This window comes from Haematobacter sp. (genome assembly GCF_032102465.1).
Classification (GTDB): domain Bacteria; phylum Pseudomonadota; class Alphaproteobacteria; order Rhodobacterales; family Rhodobacteraceae; genus Haematobacter.
Genome location: NZ_DAMDHB010000009.1, coordinates 1 through 22784, shown reverse-complemented (window position 1 = coordinate 22784; position 22784 = coordinate 1). Strand labels below are relative to the sequence as shown.

Here is a 22784-nt window from a genome sequence, read left to right as displayed (position 1 = left end):
TCAGTTGCCGTTGTTGAACATCTGGGCGTTGCCGGGCTGATAGCCGGAGCCAGGCGTCAGGAACCGGCGGCGTTGTTCGCGCCCCTGTTCGGCTGCGGCAGCCCTTTCTGCTTCGGTCAGCGCCCCGGCACGTCCATCGGCCGCAAGCAATGCGACAAGATCGGAGAGCTGCTGCGACTGGAGAGCGAGAAGCTGGTTGCCGGCCTGGGTCGCCTGGAGCGCGCCTGTCGCCCCCTGGCTTTGGCCGACCAGCGTCGAAACTTCGGCGCGGTTCGTGTCGATGTTGCCGACCACGCCGGCCTGGACGCGCATGGCGTCCTGCAGTCCGCCCACGGTGTTCTGCCAGCGTGAGCGCGCATCGGCGACGAGCTGTTGTTCCGTCGTCGACAGTGAGACATTGCCGTATTGTTGCTGAAAGGCCCGATCGATGCTCTGAACATCGAAGGCGATGTTCTGAGCCCGGCTCAGAAGCTGTTGCGTGCGCTGAAAGCCCTGTTGAAGCTGCTGGAGCGAGGAATGCGGCAGGCTCGCGAGATTGCGCGCCTGATTGATGAGCATCTGCGCTTCATTCTGGAGCTGTGTGATCTGGTTGTTGATCTGCTCCAGCGTGCGCGCGGCAGTGAGCACGTTCTGCGCGTAATTGGACGGATCATAGACGATCCGTCCGAAGCCAAATTGAGCATGCGCCGGAGAGATGAAGATCGGCGACAGGGCGACAGGCATCGCCAGCATTGTCGCGGCCATGAATAGTGCGCGCGAGCGGGAACGATGGATGGTCATGACGTAGTCTCCTTGGGGGCTGGGGGAACGAGATTGGCGAGGTCGGGGATAAGGTCGGCGGCCCAGTCGACGCCGCGCAGGCGCAGCCATGCGAGGAGGAATCCGTCCGGCCCATGCTCGGCGAAAATCCTGGCGATGGCCGTCTGATCGGTTTTGGAAGAAGCTGCGGTAAGCGCGAGCCCCACTTCGGAGAGGCCCAGGTCGAACAAGCGATTGCCGCGTCGCGACTGGCAGTAATAGTCCCGCTTCGGGGTGGCCCGCGCGAGGATCTCGATCTGCCGATCATTCAATCCGAAGCGACGATAGATTGCGGTGATCTGGGGCTCGATCGCCCGCTCGTTAGGCAACAGCAGCCGCGTCGGGCAGCTTTCGATGATGGCCGGGGCGATCGCCGAGCCATCAATATCGCTGAGCGATTGGGTGGCGAAGATGACCGATGCGTTCTTCTTGCGAAGGGTCTTTAGCCATTCGCGGAGCTGACCTGCGAAGCCTTCGTCATCGAGGACGAGCCAGCCTTCGTCGATGATCAGCAGTGTGGGCGATCCGTCGAGGCGGTCGCCGATGCGGTGAAAGAGATAGGCGAGAACGGCGGGCGCTGAGCCTGTGCCGACAAGGCCCTCGATCTCGAACGCCTGCACCGCTGCATGCCCAAGATGCTCGTTCTCGGCATCAAGAAGCCGACCATAAGGCCCGCCGACGCAATAGGACCGCAAGGCTTGCTTGAGATCGTTCGATTGCAGCAGCACGCACAGGCCGGTGATGGTCCGTTCTTGGACAGGGGCGGAGGCGAGCGACGTTAAGGCGGACCAGAGGTGTTCCTTGACCTCTGGCGTGATCTGGATGCCTTCGCGCATGAGGATGGCGATGAGCCAGTCAGCGGCCCAGGCGCGTTCGGGCACGTCATGGACGCGCGCGAGAGGCTGAAGTGATACGGAAGACTCGGCACCGTCCGTCAGATCACCGCCAAGGTCGTGCCAATCGCCGCCCATCGCCAATGCCGCGGCCCGAATGGAGCCGCCGAAGTCGAAGGCGAAAACCTGAGAATTTTCGTAGCGGCGGAATTGGAGCGCCATCAGCGCCAGCAGCACGGACTTGCCCGCACCAGTCGGACCGACGACGAGCGTATGGCCGACATCTCCGACATGAAGGGAAAACCGGAACGGGGTGCTTCCTTCGGTCTTGCCGAACAGCAAGGGGGGCGACCCGAAGTGCTCGTCCCGTTCCGGCCCCGCCCACACCGCTGAAAGCGGGATCATGTGGGCGAGATTGAGCGTGGAAATCGGCGGCTGCCGAACATTGGCGTAGACATTGCCCGGCAGCGAGCCGAGCCATGCGTCTACGGCGTTGATGGTCTCGGGCATGGCGGTGAAGTCGCGGCCCTGCACCACCTTCTCGACCAAACGCAGCTTTTCGTCAGCGATCCGCGGGTCGTTGTCCCAGACGGTGATGGTCGCCGTGACATAAGCCTGGCCGGCATAGTCGGCCCCGAGTTCCTGAAGTGCGAGATCGGCGTCTGCGGCCTTATTGGCTGCGTCGGTGTCAACGAGGGCGGACGCCTCGTTGGTCATGACCTCTTTCAGGATTGCGGCGATGGATTTGCGTTTGGCGAACCATTGCCGCCGGATCTTTGTCAGCAGCTTGGTGGCGTCGGTCTTGTCGAGCAGGATTGCCCGTGTCGACCAGCGATAGGGGAATGCAAGACGGTTCAGCTCGTCCAGGATTCCGGGTGTCGTCGCGGTGGGGAAGCCGACGATAGTGAGGATGCGCAGATTGGAATGTCCCAGACGGGGCTCAAGCCCGCCGGTGAGCGGCTGATCGGCGAGCAGCGCATCCAGATAGATCGGCGTTTCGGGGACCCGCACCCGATGACGGTTGGTTGAAACGCAGGAATGCAGATAGGTCAGCGTCTCGGCGTCACCGAGCCAGCCGCATTCCGGCATGAAACCATCGAGCAGCGACAGCATCCGGTCGGTGCGATCGATGAAGCCGCGCAGGACCTCATGCGGATCGACGCCGCTTCGGTCGCGTCCCTCATAGAGCCATGCTTCAGTCCGCGCAGCATCTTCGGCCGGCGGGAGATAGGTGAAGGTGAGGAAGTAGCCGGAAATGAAATGGGCGCCGGCTTCCTCGAAGTCCGCCTTGCGCTCGGCATCGACCAAGGCCGACGCTGGATCGGGAAAACGGCTCTCGGGATAGGTCGAGGCTTCGTGCCGTTGCGCTTCAACGAAGATTGCCCAGCCGGAGCCGAGCCGACGGAAGGCGTTGTTGAGGCGTCCCGCGACCGCGACTAATTCGGCCGCAACGGCACTGTCGAGGTCAGGGCCGCGGAAGCGTGCGGTGCGCTGGAACGAACCGTCCTTGTTGAGGACGGCGCCCTGGCCCACCAAAGCCGCCCAAGGCAGGAAATCCGCCAGGCGGCTGGCAGTGCGGCGATATTCAGCTAGGTTCATCATGGGCGGTGCTCCCTCAGACCGACAGGTGGCCGGGGATGCGCAGATGCCTCCGGCCGACCTCGACGAAGAGCGGGTCGCGCTTGGCGGCCCAGACGGCGGCGAAGTGGCCGACAACCCAGATGGCGAGACCGACAAGCCAGAGGCGCAAACCGAGGCCAACGGCTCCGGCCAAAGTGCCGTTCATGATGGCGATTGAGCGCGGTGCGCCGCCGAGCAGGATGTGCTCGGTTAGCGCCCGGTGGACCTGCACGGTGAAGCCCGGCACCTCGTCGAGCTGTTCCAGCCTCCCCGCCATCACACAAGCGCCCCGCCGCCGAACGAGAAGAAGGAGAGAAAGAAGCTGGATGCGGCGAACGCGATCGACAGACCGAACACGATCTGAATCAGACGGCGGAAGCCGCCGGACGAGTCGCCGAAGGCCAGTGTGAGGCCGGTAACGATGATGATGATGACCGCGACGATCTTGGCGACCGGGCCCTCGATCGATTGCAGGATCGACTGAAGCGGCGCTTCCCAGGGCATGGACGAACCGGAAGCGTGAGCGGCCGGGGTGAGGATCAGGGTCGCATAGGTGACGGCTGCTGCCGCCGTGACATGGCGACGGATGCGCCGGGCGTGACGGATCATGAGGGATCTCCTGTTGGGCTTGAGGCTGAGGTTGCGGGAGTGACGCGGTAGTCGCCGTCCGGGCCGAGGCCATCGACGCGCGCAAGTTCGGCGAGCCGGCGTTGCGAGCCGCGACCAGCGAGAACAGCGACGAGGTCGATGGTTTCGGCGATCAGCGCCCTTGGGACGGTGACGACGGCCTCCTGGATGAGTTGCTCGAGGCGGCGCAGCGCACCGATCCCTGTGCCGGCATGGATGGTGCCGATGCCGCCCGGATGACCCGTTCCCCAGGCCTTGAGCAGGTCGAGAGCTTCGGAGCCGCGGACCTCTCCGATCGGAATGCGGTCTGGGCGCAATCGCAGCGAGGACCGCACCAGATCCGACAAGGTGGCGACACCGTCTTTGGTGCGCATGGCGACCAGGTTGGGAGCGGAGCATTGCAGCTCGCGCGTGTCCTCGATGATGACGACGCGATCCGTGGTCTTGGAGACCTCGGCGAGCAACGCATTGGTGAGTGTGGTCTTTCCGGTCGAGGTGCCGCCGGCGACAAGGATGTTGGCCCGGGCGGCGACCGCCCCGCGAAGCGTCTCGGCCTGGTCCCCCGACATGATTCCGGCGGCCACATAGTCGTCGAGCGTGAAGACTGCGACAGCAGGTTTGCGGATCGCGAAAGCCGGCGCCGCCACAACTGGGGGCAACAGACCCTCAAACCGCTCCCCCGTCTCGGGTAGTTCGGCTGACACCCGCGGATTGCCGGGATGGACCTCGGCGCCGACATGGTGCGCGACGAGTCGCACGATCCGTTCGCCATCTGCGGGCGCCAGACGCTCTCCTGTGTCGGACAGTCCTTCGGACAGCCGGTCGATCCAGAGCCGGCCGTCAGGATTGAGCATCACCTCGACGATCGACGGATCTTCCAGAAACCGCGCGATGGCCGGTCCAAGGGCCGTGCGCAGCATGCGCGCGCCGCGCGTGATCGCTTCCGATTTCTGGTGAGATGCCGCCATGTCGTCCCCTTGCGGCCAGGGACCGTTTAGCCGGCCCTGGATCGGGGACGATTAAAAGAGCCCGAAGTTGGGCTGATTCAACAAGTCTTTGTCGGAGTAGTAGCGTGGCGTGCAAATACAGGAGAACGGCGGACGTTGCTTTACTGAAAAGCATGTGCGGTCAGGGAGTGGTCGCGAGGCGAATCCAAAAAATGCGACGCAATCGACACGGTTTCGCTGGCGATACCGGACGGTTTGGGTATGATAGGAACATCATGGCGTGTGCTGCGTGCGCCAAGGTCTCGCCCTCATACGGAGAAGAGAATAACTCTTACCCAGAGGACGCAGCCCTATGGCCTCAACGCAGCCTGTCAGCCCCAATCGCGGGCGTATCAATTCCACGCTTCGGCAGTTTCTCGACAATGAGGCCTCTGGCGGCATCATTCTCATGGGCGTTGCAGCGCTCGCCATCCTGACGGCGAATTCGCCAGTCGCCGAGAGCTACTTTGCCGCGCTACGCGCCTACATCGGTCCATTGAGCGTCCAGCACTGGATAAACGACGCGCTGATGGCCGTGTTCTTTCTGTTGGTCGGGCTTGAGATCAAGCGGGAGATGCTGGACGGGCAATTGTCGAGTTGGAGCCGGAGGCTGCTTCCCGGCGCTGCGGCCGCGGGCGGAATGGCTGTTCCCGCATTGATCTATGTTGCCTTCAATCTCGGCAACACTGCCGCTATGCGTGGATGGGCGATTCCGGCCGCAACCGATATAGCTTTTGCACTCGGTGTGGAGTGCGCCCCTTGAGGCGGACAGCGTGACGGCGAGCAATTGACCGGGGAGCCGGGCTTTCGAAGGATGGAAGCCCATGGCCCGACACCGCACCCACAGCATCGAGTTCAAGCGCCAGGTGACCCAGGACTACTTGGCTGGCGAGACGCTCCACAGCCTCGCTCGGCGGCACGACCTGTCGCGTAACCTGATCCGTATCTGGATACAGAAGTTCGAAGCCGGCGCCTTCGACGACGAGGCCGCCGCCGCCGATACGATCGAAGCCTACGAGGCGCGCATCGCTGCGCTGGAGCGGCTCGTTGGCAGACAAGCTCTGGAGATCGAGTTCCTAAAGGGGGCTCTGAAGCACGGACCGCGGCCGAGAAGCGCGACTACATCCGTCGTTATCGGTCCCGCGGCATCGCCGTCGCAGAAGGATGTCGGCTGATGGGGATTGCGCGCTCGACCTATTACGACAAGCCGGCCACCAGCATCGACAACACGGCGCTCGTCGAGACGATGGCGGCGATCTCGGACAGTTTCGAGGCCTATGGCTACCGCCGGATGCAGGCAGCGCTGCGGCACCGCGGCCTTATCGTCAATCATAAGAAAATCCGACGCCTGATGCGCGAGCATGGTCTTCAGCCGCGTCGGCGCCGGCGCTATGTCGCCACCACCGATGGCGATCACGAACTGCCGATCTTCCCGAACCTGGCGAAGAACATGGCCCCGGATGGGCCGAACCAGCTCTGGGTGGCCGACATCACCTACGTCGCGATCATCGCGGGCTTCGTCTACGTTGCCGTGATCCTCGACGCCTGGTCGCGCAGGGTCGTCGGTTATGCCATCGGCCGCTCGATCGACGTCAGGCTGACGCTGGCCGCCTTGCGCTCGGCCATCGAAAGGCGAAAACCACCACCCGGCTGCGTGCATCACGGCGACCGCGGATCGCAATATGCAGCTGCGCGCTACCGGCAAGCCCTCGCCGAACATGGCCTCGTCGGATCAATGGGGCGCCGCGGCAATCCATATGATAACGCCAAGGCCGAGAGCTTCATGAAAACGCTGAAGGTCGAGGCCGTCTATCCGATGGCCTACGAGACCTTCGAAGACGTCGCAGCCGACCTTCCACGCTTCATCGATCAGGTCTACAACGCCAGCCGATTGCACTCTGCGCTCGGTTATCTCAGTCCGCAGCAGTTCGAGGATCAACACGCCCGGCAACCGGTCAAAACCGCGGCCTGATCCTGTCTACCCGCAGGGGCGCACTCCAGTGTGCTGTCGCTGCTCGGGCCAAAGGTGCCAGCGTCTTTGAAAATCTTCCTCGCGGCGCTCGCAATCATCGACGATCTCGGGGCCGTCATCGTGATTGCCCTGTTTTATACCGCCGATTTGAGTCTTCCCGCGTTAGCCGGTGCGATGCTGGTTGTCGGTGCGCTGACTGTGATGAACAGGTCCGGCGTCATGCGCCTTTGGCCCTATCTGATTCTTGGGGCCGTGCTCTGGGTGCTGGTGCTGCGCTCAGGTATTCATGCCACCCTGGCTGGCGTTGTACTGGCGTTGACCGTTCCCATCCGCCTCACACCCGGAACCCCTGAAGCCTCGCCGTCGGCTTCCCCTCTGCATCAGCTCGAACATCTTCTGCAAAAGCCGGTCGCCTTTCTGATCGTCCCGATTTTCGGCTTTGCCAATGCTGGGGTTTCCTTCGCGGGCGTGACGCCGGGGGTCTTGATCGAGCCGCTCACATTCGGCGTGGCGGCTGGTCTAGTTGTCGGGAAGGTGGTCGGCGTGTTCGGTACCGTAGCCATTCTGGTAAAAGCCCGGCTTGCCGATCTCCCTGCCGCCGCAAGCTGGGGGCAGACGCTTGGCGTTGCGCTGCTATGCGGAATAGGCTTCACGATGAGTCTGTTCATCGGCTTATTGGCGTTTGACGATCCTGCACTACAGGACCGCGCCAAGTTCGGGATTTTGTTTGGTTCGCTGATCGCCGGATTGGCGGGTTACTTCATCCTGAGGATTTCTAATCGCAGGCGGGCGAGTTCCGCCTTGGCCCAGTCGTGGGAGCGCAAATCGTAACACTCAATACGTTGCATTATCGGCGACCTTTACAGGGATAAGAGGATGCGTCTTTCCATCCACACGCTCGGCACGCGCGGCGACATTCAGCCTTATCTCGCCCTTTCTCGTGGGCTCAAAGCGCGCGGGCATGAGGTGCTGATTGTTGCGCCTGCCCAATTCGCCGAGATGGCAACGGCCGAAGGCGTTGCGTTTGCGCCTTTGCCATCTGAGTTCCTAGAGCTGCTCGAAACCGCCGAAGCGAAAAAGGCTATCGGCAGCTCGGGCGTTGGTTTTGGTGCCGGCTTCAAGCTGCTGCGGTACTATCGCGAGATAGGCCGAAAGCTGCTTGATGCCGAGTGGGATGCCGCTCGTATGTTCGCTCCTGAAGCGATTTTGTTCCACCCCAAGGCGCTCGGCGCACCCCATATCGCGGCGAAGCTCGGCATTCCGCTCTTCCTCGCATCTCCGCTGCCGGGCTTCACCTACACGTCATCCTTTCCAACACCTATCCTTCCGTTCGGTTCGCTTGGACCGCTCAATCGGGTAAGTCATGCGCTGATGATCCACGGCGGACGCATCCTGTTTGCAAAGACAATCCGGGCATGGCGAGCTGAGGCGCTGGGGACTTTTGCTCGCGGCAAATCAGCTCCGCTGAGTGGAACACTCTATGGTTACAGTCCGCACGTACTGCAAAAGCCGAAAGACTGGGGCGCAGACGTTGCAGTGACCGGCTATTGGTTCCTCGATACGCCGGATTGGAAGCCCGACGCGGAGCTTGCTGATTTCCTCGCGGCTGGCGATCCGCCGATCTATATCGGCTTCGGCAGCATGCCCGGTGTTGATCCGCAACGGCTGGCAAGTCTCGTGGTCGACGGTTTGAAGCGAGCGGGCAAGCGGGGGTTGCTCGCGACCGCGGGCGGTGCGCTCGGGCAGATCGAGCCGAGTCGGCATATCCATGTCATCTCGGGCGCTCCGCACGACCGGCTCCTTCCGCTTATGCACGCAACGCTACATCACGGCGGTGCTGGGACCACTGGCGCTGCTTTGCGTTCGGGCAACCCCACGGCCATTTGTCCATTTCTCGGTGATCAGCCCTTCTGGGCGCGTCGCGTCGTTGCTCTTGGGGTGGGGCCAAAGCCCCTCGTCAAGGATACGATGACAGCCGAGGACCTGGCTTCCGCCTTTCTGGCGATGGACGATGTCGGCATGCGCGCCCGTGCCGCCGAAATTGGAACAGCTATCCGTGCCGAGGATGGGGTCGGGGCCGCCATCGACTTTATCGAGAGAAAGCTGAACCAAGCCAGATGACAGCAATGTGCTCAAAAGCCGTCGCTGCCGCCCCGCCACTCTTCAGCTCTCGCGTTGATCGTCCGAACCGATATCGTCGGGTATCTCACGCAAGAAGCTCTGACCCTGTTGGAGGCGCCGTCCGATCGTCTCGATAAACCCTTCGTAGCGTTCGCGGCCCTTCGCCTGCGCAGCTGAGTTGGCGTCGCCGGTCAGCGGCGGCGTGACCGACAGCCAGAAGCGAACGTATAGGGCAAGCGTCTCGGCCGTGATGCCGAGATCGCGTTCCATGCGCTGGATCTGCCTGGTCATGCGGTCGAGACGGCGTGTGAGGGCGGCTTCGCGCTTGTCTGCTCCATCAGGCGAAAGAAACGATGCGACCGCAGCCTCGACGATCGCCGAGCGCGAGATCTTCTTGCGGTCCGCGAGGTCGGCGATCTGGCGCAGCATCTCAGGCGGAAAGTACACATTCATGCGGTCGCGCATGGCTCATAGCTCCATATTGTCGTTGGGGTCCATGGCGACCTGGCGGGCGATTCCAGTCATGTGGCGGCGAAGCGCTTGCCGTTGGCGCGCGGCGTCCTCGGGTTCGTCGTCGAGCAGAGCTTTGAACTCGTCGGCAGGGTTCGGATCGGTCGTTTCCTTGACGATGGCGACATGATCGGGAAGCTCGGGTTCTCGACGAAGGCCGCTATTGGCCGCGTCTTGCTCGGCCCTCTGGATCTCGGCGAGCAGCGCAGCGTCCGGCGCCTGCGGCTTCAGCTCTGTCCAGGCGTCCTTGCGCGTCGTGCGACTGGTTTTAGCCGGGTCCGGCGGGGGCAGTACGCGCTCGACGAAGCGCTTGTCCTCGAAGTAGCGCGCCTTGTTGGCCCGGATCGGCGGGGTCGCCGCCAACATGACGATTTCATCGTTGGGCGGAAGCTGCATGATCTCACCGGGGGTCAGCAGCGGACGCGCGGTTTCAGAGCGCGACACCATGAGATGACCGAGCCAGGGCGACAGACGGTGCCCGGCGTAGTTTTTCATCGCCTTCATTTCGGTGGCTGTGCCGAGCGCATCCGAGACGCGCTTTGCGGTGCGCTCGTCATTGGTCGCGAAGCTCACGCGGACATGGCAGTTGTCGAGGATCGAGTTGTTGGCGCCGTAGGCCTTTTCGATCTGGTTGAGCGACTGGGCGATGAGGAAGGCTTTCATGCCGTAGCCGGCCATGAAGGCGAGCGCGCTTTCGAAGAAGTCGAGGCGGCCGAGAGCCGGAAACTCGTCGAGCATCATCAGCACGCGGTGCCGCCGGGCCTTGGTGTGCAGATCCTCGGTCAGGCGGCGACCGATCTGGTTGAGCACAAGCCGGATCAACGGCTTGGTGCGCGAGATGTCGGATGGCGGGACCACCAGGTAGAGGGTGGCCGGCCGCGCATCCTCGATCAGGTCGGCGATGCGCCAGTCGCAGCGGCGTGTCACCTCGGCGACAACGGGATCGCGATACAAGCCTAGAAAGGACATGGCGGTAGACAGGACGCCGGAGCGCTCGTTGTCGGACTTGTTGAGCAGTTCGCGGGCCGTCGAAGCGATGACAGGATGCGGGCCGGCCTCGCCGAGATGTGGCGTGGTCATCATCGCCGCCAGCGTGGTTTCGATAGGGCGCTTCGGGTCGGACAGGAAACCTGCGACGCCGGCGAGGGTCTTGTCCTTCTCGGCATAGAGGACGTGAAGGATGGCGCCGACCAGCAAAGAGTGACTGGTCTTTTCCCAGTGATTGCGTTTCTCCAGCGAACCCTCGGGGTCGACCAGGACGTCAGCGACGTTCTGGACGTCGCGCACCTCCCACTCGCCGCGCCGCACTTCGAGCAGAGGATTGTAGGCGGCCGATTTCGGATTGGTGGGGTCGAACAGCAGCACCCGACCGTGCTTCGAGCGGAAGCCGGCGGTGAGCTGCCAGTTTTCGCCCTTGATGTCGTGGACGACGACGGAGCCCGGCCAGGTCAGCAGGGTTGGGACGACGAGGCCGACACCCTTGCCGGATCGGGTCGGAGCAAAACACAGAACATGCTCCGGTCCGTCGTGGCGAAGATAGTCACGATCGAGCTTACCAAGGACGACGCCGTCAGGGTTGAGCAGCCCCGCCGCCTTCACCTCCTGCGGCTTCGCCCATCGAGCCGAGCCATAGGTTTCGATGTTCTTCTGTTCGCGGGCGCGCCACACCGACATGCCGATGGCGACCGCGATGGCGATGAAGCCGCCTGATGCGGCGATGACGCCGCCCTTGGCGAACACGCCCGGCGCATATGCGTCGAAGAAGTACCACCACCAGAAAATCGCAGGGGGATAATAGATCGGCGTCCCGGCAAGCTCGAACCATGGTGTGCCGAGCTGGGCCTGATAGCCAAGTTGCCAGGCGACATATTGCGTCGCGCCCCAGGTGGTGACTAGGATGATCAAAAAGACGGTAAGGATCTGGCCCCAGAGGATTTTGGTGGCGGACATTCGCCGGTCCTTTCTTGCTGCTTGTGGTGCTAGAGGCCCAGGCCGCGCTGGCGGCCCAGGCTCCACTCGATGCCGCCATGCCCCTTGGCGACGCCGGCGATATGCTGGCCGAGCTTCTTTTCGAGCGGCGGTGTCCAGGGCACGAGCTGGAAGCCGAGCCCGTTGTCGATCATGGCGAAGCGGCCCGAGGTGAGCGCGATACGCTGGCGATAGACACCGGCGACATGCTCGCCGGCCTGCGCTTTCTGGTACGGCAGTCCGTGTTCGCTCTGGAGCTTCGTGCCAACGGCATCGAGCTCGCGCTGTCGCAGCGTATTGAGCAGATCGCGTTGCAGCAGGATGCGTTGGCCCTGCCGGCGGGCAAGGCCCTCATCGGCCAGATGCTCGGCGCGCGCCTGCATGGCGTCGCGCACCTCGGCGCCGAAGCCTCCCATCGACATGGGCATCGCCTCGCGCTCAACCAGGCGATGATCCAGCCAGGTCGCGCCCGGCGCCGTGATCTGGCGGTTGAGATCGAAGTCCGATCGGTTGGCGAGCGCCAGCGTCGGCCGGGAATCGTCGGGGCCGCCGAAGCGACGCACCTCGACGATGCCGCCAATCGGGGGCGCATGCTCGAAGGCCTCGATCCCGCGGAAGCGGACATGGTGCGCGCGGCCGTCCGTGCCGTCGATCACCGCATAGGCTTCGCCGGTCAGCTCGTCATGCAGGCCGCGATCGACCAGGCGGCCGATAACGGGTGAACCCGCCCCGCCGCCGTCGATCGTGTAATCGCTGACGCCGCGATCCTGACCACGCTCGGTGAAGGCGCGGTGCATGGTCTTGATGATGTCGCCGCGAATGCCGAGATCGCGCAGTGTGCGTTCGGCCTGCAGCCCGACGGTCCATTCCCCTGGAGAGCCTTGTGCCGCGAGCTCCATCCTTTCGAGATGCTGGAGTCTGCCGATCATCAGGCGGCGCAGCGAGGGATCGGCCTTGCCGTTCGCCTCGGGGCGCAGGTCGATAAAGCCGGTCTCGTCGGCGGCGATGCGGATTTCAACATCGAGCCGTGTCCAGCACTCGGCGGTGACTTCCTTTTCCAGCGCGTTGCGGATTTCATGTTCGGGCTTGGGGCCGAGTTCGATGGAGACAAGATCCTCGGCGCGGGAGCGCAGGCCGCGGCTGATGTAATCGCGCGAGATCACCAGATCGGCGCCGGTCTCGTCGACGCCGCGCACAAGCAAATGCACATGCGGATTGTCGGTGTTCCAGTGATCGACGGCGACCCAGTCGAGCTTGGTGCCCAGATCCGATTCCATCTGGTTGGCGAGGTCGCGGGTGAACTCTCGCAGATCGGTCATGTCCCCCGCGTCTTCGGGCGAGACGATGAATCGAAAATGATGCCGGTCATCCCTGCATCGGTCGGAGAAGGCGAGATCGTCGGCGCGCTCGTTCGTCGCGTCGAACAAGACCCCCTTCTCCCCATCACGGCTGACGCCTTCGCGCTTCAGGTAGGACACATGAGCCGAGAGTGGCGCGGAGCGGAATGACTTGCCCTGGTGGCGGACCACGCGCGCCTTGATGACGACACGGCGCGAAGCGCTGAATATGCGCGAACGGCTGAAGCTGGTTCGTCCACGCCCGAAGGTTGAATGACCACGGCCGGCGCTTCTCTTGGCGGTCTGCCCTTCGCCAGAGCTGTGCCCGGCCTTCTTCGAGGCCCTCAACACTTGATTGATGAAGCTCTTGGACTTGGGTGCCCGCGTGGATTTGATGCGTCCTGGGCGGACGCGGAAATCGCTGTCGCCCTCGCTCATGGGAGGGCCTCCCGAGACGGTGCGAAGGCGCACAGTGCCGCAAACACTGTTGAAATCGCTGGGTAAAACAGCAGTCGCGGCACGCGACCCGACCGACCGGCACGCCAAAAGCCAAGCCATGTCAATGGCTTGTGCGAATTTGGCGAGGCCCTTTTATCTCGCCGTCCTGCTGTCGCTGCTCTCTGCTCCTCCCACCCTTCCGCACAACGCTCTCGGGAACACGCCAAGCTGCGCCATGATGCGAACCGGCTCATTGCGGGTCTCCATCATCGGCACGGGCAACGAAAATGCTGCCGTATTGCGCAGAATTGGCGGGACCTTCGCCCGATGACGGCGCAGTCGGGGCGTCGTTGTCTTGCGGTTCGGATGTCGTTTTGCGCGCATCCAGACCGTGGGCTGACGGCGTGACGAAGAGCGGCGCTCGTCGCCAAGCGTGCGGGTCGGCGGCGGCAACGGCGACGGTCCCCGGTGCGGGTGGCGACAGGTTTGCCCCGCCGATCAATGGCGCGAGCGTGGCGACATAGGCGCGGGTTTCTGCCGGAAGAGGGCGGCCCGCGAGGTATTCCTCATAGCGTCCGGGTCCAGCGTTATAGGCTGCAAGAAAGCCCGGCGACCCGTAGCGATCGTACATTTCGCGCAGATAGGCCGTACCAGCGATGATGTTGTCGCGCGGGTCGAACGGATCGCGTCCAAGGCCATAACGGACGCGCAATTCCGCCCAGGTGGCGGGCATGACCTGCATCAGGCCCATTGCGCCCGCCGATGAGACGGCGCGCACGTCATCGGCGCTTTCGACGCGGCGCACCGACCTGATCCAGTGTTCGGGAATGCCGAAACGCTGCGAGGCTTCGGTCACGAAGGCGGCGTGAGGGTCGCGGATTGGCTGCGCGATCGACGGGGCGCTCTGCGCGAGTACGGCGAGCGGCGGCGCGGCGGAAACAGACAGGCCGGAAAGGAGGAAGAGGATGACGCACCGGGCAGCGCGAGGCCGCCCGGTTGACATCGGCGATGCGGGCTTGGTGCGAGCGATCCGCATGCGCTATTCCCGTTCGCCGCGCTTCTGAGGGCGGCTCCAATGCAAAGACCAGGAGGTCGTATCAGCCCCGTTCTGGAACAGGCGGGCACGGATCGGCTGCGCAAAGCTGAGGTCGTCGATCAGCAGTGAGAGATATTCGCCAGCCTTTTCGCTGGACTCCGTCCAGGCCGCGCCGATCTCTGGTGCGTTGTCATCCGCGCCGTGATGGACGCGGTAGCTCGGCGCGTTCTCGACGTCCGAAGGATCGACGGGAACGATGGTAATCTCGCGAAACAGGGTGAGCGTATGAATGCGGCCGGTGAAGCCGGATTCCTCGCGGGTGAATTCGCCGATTTGCGGCATGGCGGTTTCCTTTCAAGATGCGGTGGAGAAGGATTGGGCGAGCAGTACGCCCGCCCCAGGCTGGGCGATCACCGCGTTGGCGCCCGCCATTCGAAGCGGCCGTGGCCGTCCTCGTCGGTCCACAAGGGAACCGCGCGGCCGATGACGGCGCTGGCCGGGATCGGGCCGAAATAGCGGCCGTCCAGACTGTCGGGAATGTCCCAGTTCATGAGGAAGACCTCGCCGTCCGCGACGATGCGGCAGCCCTGCCAATCGGGGAGCGGGCGGTCGATGCGGTCGCGTTGGAGAGCCGTTCCCATCGCGACGCCGTCGACACTGATCAGGACGCCGGAGCGGCAGACGGTCTGCCCGGGAAGGCCGAGAACCCGTTTCAGGAGCGGCGTGTCGCGCGGCAGGTATCCGCCGTCGGCGAGAAAGCTCGCAATCGGTTCCGGCGCAGCGACGGCGACCAGATCGGTGACTTCGAGCCGCTTTGCAGGTTCGACCGAATAGAAACCGATCGGGGTGCTGGCCGAGGCATTCCAGATGAGTTTGGTGGGGGCGTCGATCCACGTCGTCACGGCGATCGCGCTGGACGCTACGAACGTCGCCATGGCCCATTTGAGGTCGGTCATGGCGCGATCCTCCGGCGCTTAAGCCACGCCTGGTGCTGATCGCGCGAGTAGCGGCGTGCGTCCTGGCCGGCGCTCAGTCTGTTGTGTACATGCCGCCAATAGTCTGGCGCGGCTTCGGCCGGATCGAGCGAAAGGGCCTCGATCGCGTCGATGAGCTGCAGCACGCGTTCGACCTTCGGCCAGCTTTCGATCTTGAGCAGGATGTCGCCGCCGGGGCGCACAAAGGGCAACGTCTGATAGGCTTCGCCGGGCGTGATGGCGCGCACGATATCGATGCGCGAGATGATCGTGCCGAAGTCGTTGGACGCCCATCGGACGAAGGCGAAAGTCGTGCCGGGCCTGAAGGAGAGGACGCGGCGGCGGCGATCAAGGATCGTCTCCTGCACGTCTTGGCCGAACCTGATCCAGTATTCGATCTGCTTTTCCACCCATGTCAGCTCGACGTGGGTGAGACGGTCGGTTTGGAAAGACGACGGCATCGAGCCGCCGCGCATGCGGGGGGCCGCGATGCCGGTCATGACGGGTCTCCTGGCGAGTGGGGGAATTCGCGCGCGAGCAATTCGCGAAGCATGTCGGCGACGGTGACGCCGCGTTGAAAGGCGGCGATCTTGATGCGACCGCGCACCTCCGGCGTGACGTCGATGGTCAGCCTTGCGGTGAAGCCCGTGCTGGAAGCTGGACCGGGCGACACCGGTTCAGCGGACTTGATCCAGTCGTCTGGGTCGGAAGGACGGGCGACGAAGCCACGCCGGGCGCTGGCTTTGGTCATGGCGCCAACCTCCCGACTTCCGCAGTCAGGGCGGCGATCTCGCGCGCGGCCGCGCTATTGTCGTCGGCCTCAAAAACGAGGCGTCCGGACTGCGCCAGGTCGGCGAAGGCGACACGCTGGCCGATCGTCGCCGACATCAGGGGCGGATCGTGATCGGCCAGTGTCTCGGCGGTCTCGCGGGCGATGACGGTGCGTGCAGCGCAGCGGTTTAGTACGAAGCGGGCGAGGAGTTGCGGCCGATAGATTCGGGCCTCTGCGAGCAGCGCCAGCATTTCGGCCGAGGCCCAGCCATCGAGAGGTGACGGCTGCACAGGGATCAGGACAAGATCGGCGGCGAGCAGCGCCGAACGCATAAGACCTGCAACGCGCGGTGGTCCGTCGATGACGATGTGATCGGCGTCACGCGCGAGTTCGGGCGCCTTGAGATGAAGTGTGTCGCGCGCCAGGCCGATGACGCCGAACAGGCGAGGCAGGCCCTCGCGGGTGCGTTGCTGCGACCAGTCGAGCGCCGATCCCTGCGGGTCGGCATCGATCAGGGTGATGCGCTTGCCTTCACGCGCCCATTGACCGGAGAGATGCAGCGCGAGCGTCGTTTTGCCGACGCCGCCCTTCTGATTGAGAAGCGCGACGATCATTTCGCGCCTCCAGGCTCGTCGCCGAAGGTGCGACGCGCGTGGCCGGAAGAGCGGTCCGTACAGGCGGAGCTACGAAGAGCCTGATCGGTTACATGCGCTTGAAGTGATGGCTTTTTGGCCTGGTTCGACCGCCTTCCGGCGATGTTTTCCACATCGCGCGCGCGCTCTTCAAAGTTAGATTCTTGGTTAGACTCTAAGTTAAGGGCGCGATTTCGCTTTTTGTTTCCAGAGCTTACACCCTGTTTCGGTTCCCGATAGCACGAGCCTCCGGTTCCCGATAGCACGATAGGTCGGGTTCCTGATAGCACGAGGCCGTCCACAGCTTGTCCACAGGCCGCCGATGGTTCGAAAGCAAGCAGCAACCGGCCGCCGACTTCGACCTCAAGGAACAGCGAGTAGCCGGGCAATGGCTGGCGGCGAATGATGTCGCGCAGCTCGAACGCGAAGCGCTTGAATGGCGAAAGACTGCCGGATTTCTGATGCAGGTGGCGGAAGTCGAAGCGCCAGCCATTGCGTTGTTTGCCGCCATGCTTGCGCACAACTCGGTAGAGCCAGCGATCGAGGCCTCCAGTGAGACCGAAATAGTCCCGGTCGATGGTCAGGACGAGCGCATCGTCGAGAACGGCGCGGTAGAACCAGTCCGGCACGATCAGCTCGATGCCGGCGGGACGCCCCTGGCGATCGGTGCGCTCCTGCCATTCATTGATCCAGGAGAAACGGTGGCGGCGGCCTTCGGCTGCTTGCCGTATCGAGGTTGCGACCGTGGTCGACTGCAGCCGGTCGAGGGCAGCCTTGAGGCGCTGATAATCGCGCATCGATACGCCGCGGCCGATGAAATTGAGGATCTCGTAGGGGGTGGCGGCCATCAGGCGTGAAGTGCGAAGACCTTTGTCGCGCGCTTCGACGATCTGGCTCGCCGCCCAGATGAGGATGTCGGCATCCCAGATTGTGGCCATGCCATGATCGGGAACCGCCTCGACGCGGATGCTCACGTCGCCGGCGACGAAATCGATCGGCGCGGTGCGGTGTGACTTGGAGAGGGAGAAGAACGGATAGGCCATGAGGTCCTGCGCGTCGCGGGGCGCGAAATCGCCAGGGAGCGCGTGGAACAGATCGAGTTGTCCGCGCTCCGGAGATGGGCGATGCCGCGTCGTCATTGAAAAGACCGCGCGGATCAGCGGGCGTGACGGCCGGCATGGGATGCCGGTGCGGGCTCATGGCGTTTCGCGGGCAGCACGCTGCCCCGCGGATCGGAGGTGGACGTCACGGCGCCGCGTTCAGCCCATGCCTCAAGCTCATTGACAGAATAGACGACGCGCCCGCCAAGCTTGCGATAGGCCGGCCCGGTGCCGTAGGTCCGGTGCTTTTCGAGGGTGCGGGCCGAGAGACTGAGGAATTCGGCGGCTTCCTTGGTGCGGAGGAAGCGCGGCGGCAGGGTCGCGAGATTGGCGTTCATGGTGGCCTCCGTGGCTTTCGCGGGAGCCGCTGGCGATCAGCGGCGAACGAAGGCCACGGTGGCGAAGAAGAATAGCGAAGGGGGAGTGCGAACTTGGGGGGGCCTAATTCGCACACCTTGCCCTAGTAACGCAGGTTACGAACGACGGCGGTGGCGAAGAAGCTTGCGGTAACCGCCGTCGATCATCGCGAAGCCGTCCTTGACCAGATCGAGGACAGCGTCCCGGAGCGCGGACGTTTTCCAGGGGTCGCTGGCAACGCGTTCAACGCCGAAAATCGCTTCGGCGATCTCGCGATAGTCGGCATTGTGCAAACGGCCGTCAGCGGCGCGTAGCATGTTTTTGAGACGACGGCGCTGCTGCGCCGTCATCCGGCTGTCCTGTGGAACAGGCAGGCCGTGAAGGCTTCGCCAGAGTCTGATCAGTGACTGGACACGATCCAGGCTGTGGGCGTCGAGCGGAATGATGGCGGCGATGGACTGCGTCGGCTCGAGACCCGCTCTCGCGACAAGGTGCAGGCGACCGCTTCCGGTGAGAACCGATATATGCCGTCCTTCCTCTGAACTGCGGCTGATTTCCGAGCGAATATTCTCGAAAATGCGAGGGCTGACCTGCTCAATTTCCGGGGCGGGTCCGATATGGACTACGCTTGTGTCAGCTTCCGGCGTCCAGAAAACAGGCTGTTCGAGTGCATTCAGGCTGGGCCTGGCGGGGAAATCGGAGACCCCAGCGATCGCCGATCGCTTCGGTCTCAAGCCCGAGTTCGGAGGCCGTGCGGATGGAGTTTGCGTAGTCGCGCTGGTAATCGAGATTGCGCCGAAGGCACTCCCACGCCAGTGCATCCACATCTGCCCGATCGAGATAGTCGTATGTAGTTGATGATCGCCATTCTCTTGTATCGGGCGTCATTTAATCCTCCCCGTTCAGCGAATACGCGTACAGAGCGAATTGATTCCGGGGATTCTATTGCTTGGGAAGGTTGCAAGGCGCAACAGGCGTTGCACTTGAGACAACACGGGATCTAATGAGGCCGGCCGCGCCTGAGCTGCCTGTAGCCATGCTCGGTCATCCAGTGTGCGCGAGCCAGATGGCTGTCGTGGACGCGGCGAGCGCGGTCCGGCTCAGTCCTTGGACAGATGCCGAAAAGAACCTCGGCCGCTTCCCGCCAGTCTGCTCCATCTGCCTCTGCGTCCAGCAGACGAGCATAGAGTTTGATGTGCTGTCGGTCATATTCGGTGAGCGACAGCATGGAAGGGGCTTCGTCGAGGAAATCAATTGTGGTCATTAGTCGGCACGTGACACTCTGGGATGGCGGTTGCTATTCTTAAGCACCATTACAGCGCGACGATGACAAGCGGGAGGCGGTAGGAAGGTGGGAATTACCGGACTCTGCTGCGTTCGGCTGCTTCGTGCACATCGACAAGCATAACCCCTTCATTGCGGCCCGATCTGATGAAGGCGATTCCTTCGGCCTCAAGCGCTCTGCGGACTTGGTCGCTGGTGCTTTCATACACTCGCAGTTCAGCGGCCGACTCCATGCGCTTGAGCGCCGTCAGCGAAACCTTGGCCTTGTCAGCGAGCATCTCCTGTGTCCAACCCAGTAATGCGCGCGCGGCCCGTGTTTGTCGGGAAGTGATCATGCATGATCACCTCCCACCGTGCGTCAACGTCACGCCAGAACTACGGCTATTATAGACGGAGTTTGAGTGGAAAGCGACCCAGAATCGGTGTTCCTAGAGATTTGACGTCGGGTCAGTTGCGGGGGCGATTCGGGCGGTGCTGGGTTCTCTTTCCGCAAGCCAAGGCGGGCAGGAAAGATTGTTCGAAGCTTATCGTGCTGCCGGGAGACGACTACTCATGCCAGGAACGCCAGACAATTAGGAAATCCCGGCGGCTTACGCCGCCGGGCTCCCGGTATCCCGCTCAGAACGGGATGTCATCGTCGTCGATGAACTTGCCGTCGTCGTTCTGGGCCTGCTTTGCCCGGCTGAGGAAGTCCACCGTCTCGGCGATGATCTCGCAGCCGTAGCGCTCAACGCCCTGCTGATCGGTCCACTTGGTGTAGTGGATGCGGCCGCGAACCAGAACCTTCATGCCCTTCTCGCAATGCTGCTGGATCGTCTTGCCGAGGCCGTTGAAGGCGGTGATCCGGTGCCACTCGGTGTCCTGGACGCGGTAGCCGTCATTGTCTCGGACAACCTTGCCTTCCGAGTAGCGGGGGCGCGAGGTGGCCAGCGTGAAGTGGGTGATCGAGGTGCCGCTCTGGGTGTTGCGGGTTTCGGGGCCCTGGCCGATGTTGCCGGCAAGAATGACGATGTTCTGCATTGTAAGTCTCCGTTGCTTCTCGAAGGGACCATCCCTCCGACGAGACCCGGCCAAGGCCGTCGGGAGACGCCAGCAAGTGCCGCCTTGGCGGCACCTCGCCCTTAAGGCCCGGAGTGGAGCGGGCAGCCGCGCTTGCGCGGCAACACGGTCCGGAGCCGCGGGGGTTGCGGTCGGAAACCGAACGGACTTAGGGGATCAGTCAGTCGGAGGGATTGGCGCCTCGGAAAGCTCACACCGGGGACGCACAGCAGAACCGTTCGTCCTTCCCGGCAACGAGGGCGCTACAGGCCCCGATATGAAACCCGCATCAGCAGGGTGTGCGCCGCCGGGATCTCCGTCACGAGCCACAGCACGCGGTCAGTCGGAAGGCGAGCCGGGACCAGGACGAAACGGCTATTGGGCTCCAGGATGTATGGCGTTGTTCCACCCCGTCGGCCGAAGGTGCGATCTGGTGAATTGCAGGGCTGGAGAGCATGAAGGTGTTCGCGGACGCCACGATACGGAGGGGAACGAAGCAGAGAGTGGCGACCTTGCTAAGGCTGGGAGGGTATCAGCCGATGACCGACTTCCACAGCGGGGCCAATCGGAGCGAAGACCCTGGCCGTTACAGCGCCGGTGGCGCCATTCCTCAGAGCAGGATGCCGGAAGCCCAACAGTGCAAACCGGCGCAGATTTTTTTGTGACGAGCGGCGATTCGCGATCGCATCAGCGAGACAGGACGCCTGTACCGAGCGCATTGAGATTGAGCATCGCCGCTATGCCGATGAAGAGACCGCCGGCGCCGCCGAGCAGGTTCAGCATAATCGTCGAGTCGACGAAGTTCTTCGTGACGCCATGCACGAGCGCATAACCGGCGATCATCGCCGGCACCGCGAATACGGCGAGGGCGATAAGCCGCAAGGCCGGGTTCTTGGCAAAGCCTACGACGGCGATGACCAGCGCCACGGATAGCAGCGCCGCGCCGAGGGCGGCGAGCGCCGACAGCAGGAAGCCGGCCTCCATTCCATAGACATATTGAAAGGCCGTCAGCCCGACCATGAACGGCAAGGCGTAGATGGCAAAGTTGTAGGCGATGACGCAAAGCGCGATCGTCAGGGAGATGGCAAGCAGGATGAGGGTCACGGCAGCCTAAGCATGAACGATTGAGGATCACCACAGGCTGCCGGGTAATACGCTCCGCCTGCGACTATGCCAGTTCGCCGTTGCTGCAAATATTCTTCAAGAAAGCCATCAACATCGTGTTCAGTCAAGTAGAGGCGGCTGGCAGGCCGCCGAGCGGCGGCGCTTTACGCGCCGCCGTCGAACTTCATGACTGGAATGCCGAGCTTGCGCGCCTTATCCGCAAGGTTCTCCTGAATCCCGGTGCCGGGGAAGACCAGGACGCCGACCGGCAGGACATCGAGCATGGCGTCGTTGCGCTTGAAGGGCGCGGCCTTGGCGTGCTTCGTCCAGTCGGGCTTGAAGGCGACCTGCGGCACCTTCCGACTGTCAGCCCAGCGGGAGGCGATCAGTTCGGCGCCCTTCGGCGAGCCGCCGTGCAGGAGCACCATGTCCGTGTGCTTGGCATGAACCTGATCGAGCTTCGTCCAGATCAGGTTGTGATCGTTGAAGTCCGCACCGCCCGTGACGGCGACTCGGGGACCGGCGGGCAGCAGCACCTCGGTTTCGGCCCGGCGCTTAGCGGCGAGGAAATCGCGGCTGTCGATCATTGCCGAGGTGAGGTTGCGATGGTTGACCATCGAACCGCTGCGCGGCCGCCAGGGCGTGCCGGTGTGGTGCTCGAAGGCGTCCGCCGAGAGGTAGCGGAAGAGTTCCATGCTGTTGCGCCGTTCGACCAGGGTCTGTCCCTCCGCCGTGAGGCGTTCGAGTTCGACGCTCTTGACCTCGCTGCCATCCTGTTCCCGCTGAAGGCGGCGCTGCCCCTGCTCGTTGTCGTCGAGTTCGCGTTCGACCCGGTCGGCGGCGCGATGGAAGAGATTGACCGTCGACCAGAGGAGATCGTCGAGATCGGGTTCGAGGCGGGTGTCGCCGAGCGTCGAGACGAGGGCGTCGAAGATGTCTGCGACGGCTGCGGCGACGGTGTTGCCCTCCGGTAGCGGACGCGGATCGGGTTCGTCCTGGAAAGGGCGGTAGCCATAGAGCTGGAGTTCGGTGAGGACGTGATCGGTGGGGGATGAGGTGTGGAACGGCTCGAAGCCTGCGTCATCGTCTTCGTTCATCATCGGGAGCATCCTTCGTCTGGAGACCGCGCCCATCGCGGCCTTCGCAGGCGTCGAAGCTCACGGGCGGGACGGCCTGGCAGCCCTCGTGCTCCCGCGAGGGCCTTGATGGCCAAGCCGGCTATTTTGATGATGTGGACACCCCCACCCCAACCGTCGAATCTGGTTTCAACGGTTCCC

The 22784-nt window shown here is 63.4% G+C and carries 28 protein-coding genes; 5 read left to right on the top strand and 23 right to left on the bottom strand.

The genetic code is table 11. The features are described from left to right. The 5 genes from trbJ to trbB are packed head-to-tail and all read right to left on the bottom strand — an operon-like array spanning position 1 to position 4846. On the bottom strand, positions 1–780 hold the full coding sequence (trbJ, locus tag RT513_RS08075) for a P-type conjugative transfer protein TrbJ (RefSeq protein ID WP_313533867.1): 780 nt from the start codon (positions 778–780) through the stop codon (positions 1–3). Then, a complete protein-coding gene (trbE, locus tag RT513_RS08070; protein ID WP_313533866.1) occupies positions 777–3233 on the bottom strand; it encodes a conjugal transfer protein TrbE in 2457 nt (818 codons plus the stop codon). The genes trbJ and trbE overlap by 4 nt, the downstream gene beginning before the upstream one ends. Positions 3234–3246: 13 nt before the next feature. Further along, on the bottom strand, positions 3247–3528 hold the full coding sequence (locus tag RT513_RS08065; RefSeq protein WP_003170524.1) for a VirB3 family type IV secretion system protein: 282 nt from the start codon (positions 3526–3528) through the stop codon (positions 3247–3249). Further along, positions 3528–3860 (bottom strand): TrbC/VirB2 family protein, encoded by a 333-nt coding sequence (locus tag RT513_RS08060; RefSeq protein ID WP_003170525.1) that lies wholly within the window; start codon positions 3858–3860, stop codon positions 3528–3530. The genes RT513_RS08065 and RT513_RS08060 overlap by 1 nt, the downstream gene beginning before the upstream one ends. Further along, positions 3857–4846: a P-type conjugative transfer ATPase TrbB gene (gene trbB, locus RT513_RS08055; protein ID WP_313533864.1), complete on the bottom strand. Its 990-nt coding sequence runs from the start codon at positions 4844–4846 to the stop codon at positions 3857–3859. Before trbB ends, RT513_RS08060 begins: the two co-directional genes overlap by 4 nt. A 331-nt stretch (positions 4847–5177) precedes the next feature. On the opposite strand from trbB, the gene RT513_RS08050 reads away from it, so the two are divergent. The 5 genes from RT513_RS08050 (at position 5178) to RT513_RS08030 (ending at position 8957) form a co-directional block, all read left to right on the top strand. Then, positions 5178–5627 (top strand): Na+/H+ antiporter NhaA, encoded by a 450-nt coding sequence (locus tag RT513_RS08050; protein WP_313533863.1) that lies wholly within the window; start codon positions 5178–5180, stop codon positions 5625–5627. Between the two features lie 61 nt (positions 5628–5688). After that, positions 5689–6039 carry a transposase gene (locus tag RT513_RS08045; RefSeq protein ID WP_313533862.1) on the top strand — a complete coding sequence of 117 codons (351 nt, stop codon included), beginning with the start codon at positions 5689–5691 and terminating at the stop codon, positions 6037–6039. After that, the gene (locus tag RT513_RS08040) at positions 5988–6836 is read left to right on the top strand and encodes an IS3 family transposase (RefSeq protein ID WP_313533885.1); all 849 of its coding nucleotides are present in this window, start codon (positions 5988–5990) and stop codon (positions 6834–6836) included. The genes RT513_RS08045 and RT513_RS08040 overlap by 52 nt, the downstream gene beginning before the upstream one ends. Positions 6837–6866: 30 nt before the next feature. Further along, entirely contained in the window at positions 6867–7667 is an 801-nt protein-coding gene (gene nhaA / locus RT513_RS08035) for a Na+/H+ antiporter NhaA (RefSeq protein WP_313533861.1), read from the top strand. A gap of 45 nt (positions 7668–7712) precedes the next feature. Next, positions 7713–8957: a glycosyltransferase gene (locus RT513_RS08030; RefSeq protein ID WP_313533859.1), complete on the top strand. Its 1245-nt coding sequence runs from the start codon at positions 7713–7715 to the stop codon at positions 8955–8957. Between the two features lie 42 nt (positions 8958–8999). On the opposite strand, the gene RT513_RS08025 is transcribed toward RT513_RS08030, so the two are convergent. From RT513_RS08025 to RT513_RS07940, 18 genes are all read right to left on the bottom strand, one after another. After that, positions 9000–9422 carry a CopG family transcriptional regulator gene (locus RT513_RS08025; protein WP_313533858.1) on the bottom strand — a complete coding sequence of 141 codons (423 nt, stop codon included), beginning with the start codon at positions 9420–9422 and terminating at the stop codon, positions 9000–9002. 3 nt (positions 9423–9425) lie between these two features. Next, complete coding sequence (locus RT513_RS08020; RefSeq protein ID WP_313533857.1) at positions 9426–11417, bottom strand: conjugal transfer protein TraG; 1992 nt, start codon at positions 11415–11417, stop codon at positions 9426–9428. Positions 11418–11446: 29 nt separating this feature from the next. Next, the gene (locus tag RT513_RS08015; protein ID WP_313533856.1) at positions 11447–13210 is read right to left on the bottom strand and encodes a DUF3363 domain-containing protein; all 1764 of its coding nucleotides are present in this window, start codon (positions 13208–13210) and stop codon (positions 11447–11449) included. Between the two features lie 250 nt (positions 13211–13460). After that, the gene (locus RT513_RS08010) at positions 13461–14246 is read right to left on the bottom strand and encodes a lytic transglycosylase domain-containing protein (protein WP_313533854.1); all 786 of its coding nucleotides are present in this window, start codon (positions 14244–14246) and stop codon (positions 13461–13463) included. Between the two features lie 3 nt (positions 14247–14249). Then, on the bottom strand, positions 14250–14588 hold the full coding sequence (locus tag RT513_RS08005) for a DUF736 domain-containing protein (RefSeq protein WP_313533853.1): 339 nt from the start codon (positions 14586–14588) through the stop codon (positions 14250–14252). Positions 14589–14656: 68 nt separating this feature from the next. After that, positions 14657–15202: a S26 family signal peptidase gene (locus tag RT513_RS08000; protein WP_137388810.1), complete on the bottom strand. Its 546-nt coding sequence runs from the start codon at positions 15200–15202 to the stop codon at positions 14657–14659. Further along, positions 15199–15720 (bottom strand): DUF2840 domain-containing protein, encoded by a 522-nt coding sequence (locus tag RT513_RS07995; protein ID WP_003167735.1) that lies wholly within the window; start codon positions 15718–15720, stop codon positions 15199–15201. The genes RT513_RS08000 and RT513_RS07995 overlap by 4 nt, the downstream gene beginning before the upstream one ends. Beyond that, positions 15717–15971 (bottom strand): hypothetical protein, encoded by a 255-nt coding sequence (locus RT513_RS07990; RefSeq protein WP_137388809.1) that lies wholly within the window; start codon positions 15969–15971, stop codon positions 15717–15719. Before RT513_RS07990 ends, RT513_RS07995 begins: the two co-directional genes overlap by 4 nt. Next, positions 15968–16606 (bottom strand): ParA family partition ATPase, encoded by a 639-nt coding sequence (parA, locus tag RT513_RS07985; protein WP_313533852.1) that lies wholly within the window; start codon positions 16604–16606, stop codon positions 15968–15970. The genes RT513_RS07990 and parA overlap by 4 nt, the downstream gene beginning before the upstream one ends. Further along, on the bottom strand, positions 16603–17763 hold the full coding sequence (locus tag RT513_RS07980; RefSeq protein ID WP_313533851.1) for a replication initiator protein A: 1161 nt from the start codon (positions 17761–17763) through the stop codon (positions 16603–16605). The genes parA and RT513_RS07980 overlap by 4 nt, the downstream gene beginning before the upstream one ends. 17 nt (positions 17764–17780) lie before the next feature. Next, positions 17781–18062: a helix-turn-helix transcriptional regulator gene (locus RT513_RS07975; RefSeq protein WP_003167739.1), complete on the bottom strand. Its 282-nt coding sequence runs from the start codon at positions 18060–18062 to the stop codon at positions 17781–17783. 135 nt (positions 18063–18197) lie between these two features. After that, positions 18198–18815, bottom strand: coding sequence for a DUF2285 domain-containing protein (locus tag RT513_RS07970; protein WP_313533849.1), 618 nt, complete (start codon positions 18813–18815; stop codon positions 18198–18200). Beyond that, positions 18715–18969: a transcriptional regulator domain-containing protein gene (locus RT513_RS07965; RefSeq protein ID WP_313533848.1), complete on the bottom strand. Its 255-nt coding sequence runs from the start codon at positions 18967–18969 to the stop codon at positions 18715–18717. The genes RT513_RS07970 and RT513_RS07965 overlap by 101 nt, the downstream gene beginning before the upstream one ends. 112 nt (positions 18970–19081) lie before the next feature. Further along, entirely contained in the window at positions 19082–19309 is a 228-nt protein-coding gene (locus RT513_RS07960; protein ID WP_062068710.1) for a DNA -binding domain-containing protein, read from the bottom strand. A 130-nt stretch (positions 19310–19439) separates the two neighbouring features. After that, complete coding sequence (locus RT513_RS07955) at positions 19440–19700, bottom strand: helix-turn-helix domain-containing protein (protein ID WP_029371814.1); 261 nt, start codon at positions 19698–19700, stop codon at positions 19440–19442. A gap of 283 nt (positions 19701–19983) precedes the next feature. Continuing rightward, entirely contained in the window at positions 19984–20385 is a 402-nt protein-coding gene (locus tag RT513_RS07950) for a single-stranded DNA-binding protein (RefSeq protein ID WP_313533847.1), read from the bottom strand. Positions 20386–21090: 705 nt separating this feature from the next. Beyond that, complete coding sequence (locus RT513_RS07945) at positions 21091–21507, bottom strand: hypothetical protein (RefSeq protein ID WP_010395074.1); 417 nt, start codon at positions 21505–21507, stop codon at positions 21091–21093. A gap of 164 nt (positions 21508–21671) precedes the next feature. Beyond that, a complete protein-coding gene (locus RT513_RS07940) occupies positions 21672–22604 on the bottom strand; it encodes a DUF2493 domain-containing protein (RefSeq protein ID WP_313533880.1) in 933 nt (310 codons plus the stop codon). Positions 22605–22784 lie beyond the last annotated feature (180 nt).